Below are 7,033 nucleotides of genomic sequence, written 5' to 3'. Positions count from 1 at the left end.
CATCTGTGCGCGAGGGGGGAGTTGAACCCCCACGCCCTTTCGGGCACTGGAACCTGAATCCAGCGCGTCTGCCTATTCCGCCACCCGCGCAACTGGGTGATGGGTAAATAGTAGCCCATCCCCAGGGGTGCCCCTAACCAACGGGGAGGGAGCCGTCCCGGAGGGAGGCGAGGAAGGACTGCCAGGAGGCGGAAGGGAAGAGGAGGACCGGCCCGGAGGGATCCTTGGAGTCACGCACCGGAACGACGCCGGGGGCAGGGGACGCGAGGGCCACCTCGATGCAGTCGCCCCCGTTGCCGCCGCTGTAGCTGCTCTTGCGCCAAGCGACCGCGCTGAGATCGATCCCATCCATGGTGACACCCCTTCGCGCACCAGACAGAGGCAGACGCTGATCAGGAACGGAAGTCCTCACGGGAGAGTCCGGCGAGGAAGGACCGCCAGGAGGCGACGGGGAAGAGGAGGACCGGCCCGGAGGGGTCCTTGGAGTCACGCACCGGAACGACGCCGGGGGTAGGCGACACGAGGGCCACCTCGACACAGTCGCCCCCGTTGCTGCCGCTGTAGCTGCTCTTGCGCCAGACGGCTCCGTCGAGCTCGTTCCTCTTCATCCTTGAACCCCTCCAGCGCCTTCGCAATCAGCAAAAGCGAGTCGTCCATCGAGAGCACCTCGCGACGCAGCCGATCATAGCGACGCTGATGCCCCGACACGATGGACGGAACATTGCTCGGGTGGCCTCGATCCAGGCTCTCCGAGTAGACCCAGTGCTGACCATCGGGCATCTCCAGCAGAACCATGGACTTGTCGATGACCATCCGCCGATGCCCGAACGGCACAATCTGGATCACGATGTTGGGAAGCCTGGCGACCGACAGCAGATGGTCCATCTGGCGCCGCATCACTCCCGGTCCGCCGATTGCCGTCCGGATCACGCTCTCGTCAAGGATGGCCACGAGCAACGGCCCATCGGGGTCGAGAAAACGCTTCTGCCTTCCGAGTCGGGCCGCCGTTCGTTCCTCGATCAACGCAGGGTTGTTCGCCTCATCGCCGGCCTCGAACACGGCTCTCGCATACGCGGGACACTGCAGCAGGCCGTGCACAACCGAGCACTGGACCAATCGAAGCGCGACCGCCTCAGCCTCCATCTCCGCGTGATCCTGAAACCAGTCCGGGTGCTCGATCTCCGCATTCCAGTCCACCCGGTCCCACAGTCGCTTCAGCGAGCCACCTGTATCCAACAGCCGGTCGGCGTCCTCGACCATCTCGGGCTGCATCCGGCGCTTGCCGCTCTCGCAGCGCGTCAGCACCGTGCGGTCGCAGTGCAGGAGCTTGGCCAACTCCTCCTGCGTGTAGCCGGCCATCTCCCGGTAGAAGCGCAGCTCCTCACCGAACATCACCGCCGAGCTCGCCGTCGGCCCCCGCTTGATCCTCCGGTGTGCCATGACCGCTCCCCTCACGTGCCGCACACACCCCGCACGGCGATTTGGTCGTCACCGTACATCCGGAACCCGATGATTGATCTCGGAACGGAGTTATTCGCTTGCACAGCGTGATTCCTGCGCCCTGCTCGCGCGCCTGTTCCACTCCCCCCTCACCCCCCGGAGGTCCCCATGCCCTTCCACCACGCCTCTCGCCGGCCGCGCGAGTTCGCCGCCCGGCTCGCCTCGCGGGTCGAATCCACCCCCCTCGCCCGGACCGTCCTCCGCGCCTATCTCGCCGGAATGCCCTGTGGTGAACGCTTCTCGGACATCGGCGAGTTGCTGCTCGGCGAGCTGTTCGCCAACGCCGTCCAGCACGGCGACGCGCCGCCGGACCGGCTCGTCGAGATCCGGTTCTCCGTCGTCGCCGACCGCCTCCGGCTCGAAGTCCACGACGCCGGCACCGGCCGCCCCGCCCTCCAACCGCCCGCCCACCCCGAGAGCGAGCACGGCCGCGGCCTCTTCCTCGTCAACGAACTGGCCGAACGCTGGGGCTGCTGCCCCCGCGCCGGTGGCGTCGGCAAGTTCGTCTGGGCGCTGATCGCCCCCGCCCCCGGCAGCGCCGACCTCGCCCTCGGCCGCGCCCCGAAGCTCGTCACGGCCTGACGTTCCCCTCCATCGGGCGCCCGACGGCCGTTAGGCTCGGTCGCCCAACCACCCATGGAGGCAACGGTGTACGAGGCATCACCCCGAGGGACTTCCACCTCCCCACCGACCGGGAGACGGCGCTGGCGTTCGGCGAGCCGGTGGCCGTTCTGCGGGACGCGCCCGCCGACTGGCCGCTCGCGATGGGGCGGCAAGGCACCGACGGGGACCTCCTCCAGATCGACCTCGGCTACCACCTGCCGGACAACGAGCCGGTGGCCACGGTGTCCACGTCCCGGCAACTCGTCGACCCGGTCACCGCATTGTGGAACTTCCTGGCCAACAGCGGGCGCGGCACGGACGGCCTCGGCGACCTGCCGCACCTCGGCCGGGACATCCGCCTGGACTCGCTGCTGATCCCCGTGCACGTCCATCACCACCAGGACTGCTTCACCGCCCGCCTGCCCCGGCTCCCCCACGACACCGGCTGCGTCACGGTGACCGGGCTGACGGCGTACTGGCCCGTGCTCTCCGCCCTGGTGATGCGCGAGCCGGCCGACTTCCCGGACAGCCACCTCCACAGCCGGCAGCCCCCGGCCGCCAGCGCATCCGTTCGCATGGGTTAATGCGTGCACGCATCACCTATACGGCGCACGGAAATTGCGGCTACTTCTGCGGGCGGGGAGGTTGTGTTCGGGGCACGTCCGCCCCTGATCCCCTGACCCCCAAGGAGTCATCCATGCGACGTCTCGCGACCGTCCTCGGCACCCTCGCCGCCGCCGGCACCATGGCCATCGCGCTGCCCACCACGGCCCTCGCCGCCGACGGGCAGCTCCTCATCTCCCCCAATGTGGTCATCGAGAACCCGAGCGGCTGCTACGACGCACCGGTCTTCCCGCTCATCCTGCGGAACAACACCGACGAGTACGTCCTCGTCTACGACGGCCCGCACTGCACCGGACACGTGCTCGCGGTCGTTCCCCCCGGCGGCCACACGACCCAGGAGTTCGGCTCCTCCGTGTTCGTCCGCTGACCTCCGTTGCGCGGGAAGTCGGGCGGGCCGACTTCCCGCGCAACCGCGTACTCACGCGCCCGCACCGGCTGCGGCGGCCTCCAGGGTGGCACGCCAGAGGGGGCTGTCCACGTAGTGGTTGTCGTACAGCTCGGAGGAGTCCTTGATCTCCTGCGGGCTCGCCTCGCCGCGCATCACCCGGCCGAGGAGGCGCAGGTAGTCGAAGCGCGGCATGCCCGGGGTGAAGACGAACAGGACGTCGGCCTCGGAGCCGGGGGCGGCGGCGAAGGCGTGCGGGGTGTGCGGGGGGACGAGCAGGAGGTCGCCGGCGCCGAGCAGTTCCACCGTGTCGTCCAGCAGGACCTGAAGCGAGCCGCCGATCACGAAGAACAGCTCGGAGGCCCGGGTGTGGAAGTGGGCCGGGGCGCCGACCGCGCCCTCGGCGAAGGTGGAGCGGTAGCTGGTGACCGGGCTGCCGTCGGTGCCGCAGTCGGCGAGCAGGGTCATCACGCTGCTCGGGTCGCTGGTGGTCTCGGCGGTGGCGGCGCGGGTCAGCAGCGGCCTGGTCGGGCTGATCGGGTTGGCGTTCATGGTGGTTCTCCCCCGTCTCGGGCGGCCCCGGCTTCCCTGCCGTGACCTTGTGATGATCACTCTACGGAGGCCGGAGACCAGAGGTGAGGGGCATTTCCGGAGCAGAATCAAAGGTCAATTCTGGCCCGGAAACGCCCGGGGGCCGCACCCCGCGTCTGCGGGGTACGGCCCTCGGTCCTCGGAAAGGCGCTGCCGTCAGGCCGCCAGGCGCTCCGCCGCCGCGTCCAGGCGGGCCAGGGTCCGCTCGCGGCCCAGCACCTCCAGGGACTCGAACAGCGGCAGGCCCACCGTGCGGCCGGTGACCGCGACCCGGATCGGCGCCTGCGCCTTGCCCAGCTTCAGCCCGTGCTCGGCGGCCACGGCCTCCAGCTCGGCCTTCAGCGCGTCGGCCTCGAAGGCCTCCAGCGCGGCGAGCTTCTCGCGGGCGGTGCGCAGCAGGGCCAGCGCGACGTCCGCGTTCTTCATCGCCTTCGCCCACGACTGCTCGTCCTGGACCGGCTCGGCCAGGAACAGGAAGTCGACCTGCTCGACGATCTCGCCCAGCACCGCGATCCGGGACTGCGCGAGCGGGGCCAGCTGGGCGTAGGCCGCGGCGTCGAAGGCCTCGGCCGGCCACGGCGCGCGGTCGGCGGCCAGGTACGGCGCGGTCGCGGCGATGAACTCGTCCACCGACAGGGCGCGGATGTACTCGCCGTTGAACGAGCGCAGCTTCTGCACGTCGAAGAAGGCCGAGGCGGCGTTCACCTCCGAGATCCGGAACAGCTGCTCCAGCTCGGCGTACGGACGGATCTCGACATCGTCCTTCGGGCCCCAGCCCAGCAGCATCAGGTAGTTCACCATCGCCTCGGGCAGGTAGCCCTCGGCCAGGTAGTCCTCCAGCGCCACCTTGTCGCGGCGCTTGGACAGCTTCTGCCGCTTCTCGTTGACGATCACCGGCAGGTGCGCCCAGACCGGCGGGGTGGCGCCGAGCGCCTCCCACAGCAGCTGCTGCTTCGGGGTGTTCGACAGGTGCTCCTCGCCGCGGATGACCTCGGTGACGCCCTGCTCCAGGTCGTCGACCACGTTGGCCAGCAGGAACACCGGGCTGCCGTCGCCGCGGGCGATCACGAAGTCCTCGATCGCGGAGTTCGGGAAGGCCGGCTCGCCGCGGATGAGGTCCACCACGACGGTGGTGCCCTCGTCCGGGGTGCGGAAGCGCAGCGCGCGGCCCTCGGCGTACTCCAGGCCCCGGTCACGGCAGAAGCCGTCGTAGCCGGTCTGGGCGGAGCCGGAGCGCTCGGCGGCCTGCTCGCGGGTGCAGTCGCAGTAGTAGGCCCGGCCGGCCGCGTACAGCTTCTCGGCGGCGGCGCGGTGGCTGTCGGCGTTGGCGGACTGGAAGTACGGGCCCTCGAAGCCCGGGTCGCCCTCGTGGATGCCGATCGCGGCGAGGGCGCTGATGATGCCGTCGGTCCACTCGGGCTTGTTGCGGGCCGCGTCGGTGTCCTCGATCCGCAGGACGAAGACACCGCCCTGCTGTCGTGCCGTCGCCCAGTTGTACAGCGCCGAGCGGGCACCGCCGACGTGGAACATGCCGGTGGGGCTCGGAGCGAAACGGACGCGGACGGGACGGGATACCTCGGTGGTCATGAAACCCAAGGGTATCGGGCCGGGGCGGGGTGCCCGGCACGCGCACCCCGCATCCGGCCGCATCCGCCCGCATCCGCCCGGTCAGCCCGCGTCACGCCCCCGGAAGGTGCGGCGGTACTCGCGGGGCGGCACCCCCAGGCGGGTGGTGAACGGTGGGCGCAGCGAGACGGCGGAGGAGAAGCCGCAGTGGGTGGCGACCACGTCGACGGGCAGGTCGGTGTCCTCCAGGAGGCGCTGGGCGGTGAGGACGCGCTGGTCGAGGAGCCAGCGCAGCGGGGTGGTGCCGGTGGTGGCGACGAAGTGGCGGGCGAAGGTGCGCTCGGACATCACGGCCAGCGCCGCCATCCGGCGCACCGTCCAGGGGGTGTCGAGGGCGGCGAGGACCTCGGTGCGGACGCGGGCGAGCGGGTCGTCGGCCGCCGTCGGCTGCGGCACCGGCGAAGGGATGAACTGGGCCTGGCCGCCCGAGCGGAACGGGGCCGTGACCATGGCGCGGGCGATCGCCGCGGCCGCGCGTTCGCCGTGGGCGGCGCGGACCAGGTGCAGGCAGAGGTCGATGCCGGCCGCCACCCCGGCCGAGGTCCACAGGCCGCCCTCGCCGGTGAACAGCACCTCGGGGCGGACGTCCACCGCCGGGAAGCGCTCGGCGAGGCGGTCGGCGAACGCCCAGTGGGTGGTGGCGGGGCGGCCGTCGAGGAGGCCGGCCTCGGCGAGCAGGAAGGCGCCCGCGCACAGCGAGGCGAGGGTGACGCCCCGCGCGTGGGCGGCGCGCAGGGCGGCGACGACAGCGGGGTCGGACGGCTCCTCGGGCCGCTGCATGCCGGGCACGACGACCAGGTCGCAGTCGGCGAGCGCGTCCAGCCCGAAGTCCGGGACGCGCTCCAGCCCCCCGTCGAACCGGACCCGGGCGCCGTCCGGCCCGCAGATCCGCAGGTCGAACGCCGGCACGCCGGGCCGGCTGCCCCGGTTGGCCCAGACCTCGCCGATCACCGCGTAGTCGAACGGCCGGACACCGTCGAAGATCACACACCCCACCACTCGCATGGCAGGATCGTATCGATGGGTGGCTCCACTGCCGCTCACGCCGCCGTCCGGGCCCGCCGCAGGATGGACGCATGACGAACACCAGTGCTTTCGACGCCCCGCTCACCATCGACTCCGACGCCGTCCTGGTCGTCATCGACGTCCAGAAGGGCTTCGAGGACACCGCGTTCTGGGGCGAGCGCGACAACCCCGAGGCCGAGCGGCGGATCGGCGAGCTGATCGACGTGTGGCGGGCCACCGGACGCCCGGTGGTGACCGTCCAGCACGCCTCGGCGGCCGGGCCGCTCGCGGAGGGCACGCCGGGCTACGAGCTGAAGGACTTCGTGGCGGCCGTCACGCCGGACCTGCACGTCACCAAGACGGTGAACAGCGCGTTCTACGGCACCCCGGACCTGCACGCCTGGCTCCAGGAGCGGGGCGCCCGGCAGGTGGTGATCACCGGGATCATCACCAATGTGTGCAACGAGACCACCGCGCGGATGGCGGGCAACCTCGGCTACGACGCGGTCTTCCCGGTCGACGCCATGCACGCCTTCGACCAGACCGGCCCGGACGGCGTGACCGTCCCCGCCGCCGAACTCGCCCGTGCCACCCGGACGGTGCTGCACGCGATGCGGTTCGCCAAGGTGGTGACCACCGAGGCCGTGGTGACGGCGGCGAAGACCGGCGAGCCGGCCACCGTCAGCTGGTCCTGACCCG

10 protein-coding genes and 1 tRNA gene are annotated in these 7,033 nt (G+C 71.2%); 4 read left to right on the top strand and 7 right to left on the bottom strand.

Translation table 11 applies throughout. From position 1 onward, the window contains the following. Positions 1 to 6: 6 nt before the first annotated feature. The 4 genes from ABD308_RS09720 to ABD308_RS09705 all read right to left on the bottom strand — a co-directional run bounded on the left by ABD308_RS09720 (position 7) and on the right by ABD308_RS09705 (position 1,440). Positions 7 to 90: transfer RNA gene (locus ABD308_RS09720), tRNA-Leu, on the bottom strand. Positions 91 to 133: 43 nt separating this feature from the next. Continuing rightward, positions 134 to 352 (bottom strand): DUF397 domain-containing protein, encoded by a 219-nt coding sequence (locus ABD308_RS09715; protein WP_344330890.1) that lies wholly within the window; start codon positions 350 to 352, stop codon positions 134 to 136. Positions 353 to 392: 40 nt separating this feature from the next. Continuing rightward, complete coding sequence (locus ABD308_RS09710; protein WP_344330884.1) at positions 393 to 530, bottom strand: DUF397 domain-containing protein; 138 nt, start codon at positions 528 to 530, stop codon at positions 393 to 395. Continuing rightward, positions 487 to 1,440, bottom strand: a complete 954-nt coding sequence (locus tag ABD308_RS09705; RefSeq protein ID WP_344330878.1) for a helix-turn-helix domain-containing protein — start codon at positions 1,438 to 1,440, stop codon at positions 487 to 489. The genes ABD308_RS09710 and ABD308_RS09705 overlap by 44 nt, the downstream gene beginning before the upstream one ends. A gap of 168 nt (positions 1,441 to 1,608) precedes the next feature. Between ABD308_RS09705 and ABD308_RS09700 the strand changes: the two genes are divergently transcribed. The 3 genes from ABD308_RS09700 to ABD308_RS09690 all read left to right on the top strand — a co-directional run bounded on the left by ABD308_RS09700 (position 1,609) and on the right by ABD308_RS09690 (position 3,094). Next, the gene (locus tag ABD308_RS09700) at positions 1,609 to 2,082 is read left to right on the top strand and encodes an ATP-binding protein (protein ID WP_344330873.1); all 474 of its coding nucleotides are present in this window, start codon (positions 1,609 to 1,611) and stop codon (positions 2,080 to 2,082) included. A 140-nt stretch (positions 2,083 to 2,222) separates the two neighbouring features. Next, a complete protein-coding gene (locus tag ABD308_RS09695; RefSeq protein ID WP_344330871.1) occupies positions 2,223 to 2,687 on the top strand; it encodes a hypothetical protein in 465 nt (154 codons plus the stop codon). A 113-nt stretch (positions 2,688 to 2,800) separates the two neighbouring features. Then, positions 2,801 to 3,094 (top strand): hypothetical protein, encoded by a 294-nt coding sequence (locus ABD308_RS09690; protein ID WP_344330869.1) that lies wholly within the window; start codon positions 2,801 to 2,803, stop codon positions 3,092 to 3,094. A gap of 51 nt (positions 3,095 to 3,145) precedes the next feature. Here the strand turns inward: ABD308_RS09690 and ABD308_RS09685 are convergent, their stop codons facing one another. The 3 genes from ABD308_RS09685 to ABD308_RS09675 all read right to left on the bottom strand — a co-directional run bounded on the left by ABD308_RS09685 (position 3,146) and on the right by ABD308_RS09675 (position 6,334). Then, positions 3,146 to 3,664: a cupin domain-containing protein gene (locus ABD308_RS09685; protein ID WP_344330867.1), complete on the bottom strand. Its 519-nt coding sequence runs from the start codon at positions 3,662 to 3,664 to the stop codon at positions 3,146 to 3,148. A gap of 195 nt (positions 3,665 to 3,859) precedes the next feature. Next, entirely contained in the window at positions 3,860 to 5,233 is a 1,374-nt protein-coding gene (gene gltX / locus ABD308_RS09680) for a glutamate--tRNA ligase (protein ID WP_344330932.1), read from the bottom strand. A gap of 138 nt (positions 5,234 to 5,371) precedes the next feature. Next, complete coding sequence (locus tag ABD308_RS09675) at positions 5,372 to 6,334, bottom strand: GlxA family transcriptional regulator (protein WP_344330865.1); 963 nt, start codon at positions 6,332 to 6,334, stop codon at positions 5,372 to 5,374. A gap of 71 nt (positions 6,335 to 6,405) precedes the next feature. Between ABD308_RS09675 and ABD308_RS09670 the strand changes: the two genes are divergently transcribed. Further along, positions 6,406 to 7,029 carry a cysteine hydrolase family protein gene (locus tag ABD308_RS09670; protein WP_344330863.1) on the top strand — a complete coding sequence of 208 codons (624 nt, stop codon included), beginning with the start codon at positions 6,406 to 6,408 and terminating at the stop codon, positions 7,027 to 7,029. Positions 7,030 to 7,033: the final 4 nt, after the last annotated feature.

The organism is Kitasatospora putterlickiae (assembly GCF_039527695.1).
Taxonomy (GTDB): Bacteria; Actinomycetota; Actinomycetes; order Streptomycetales; family Streptomycetaceae; genus Kitasatospora; species Kitasatospora putterlickiae.
The sequence above is the reverse complement of the archived record's forward strand: the minus strand, read 5'-3'. Positions and strand labels throughout refer to the sequence as shown.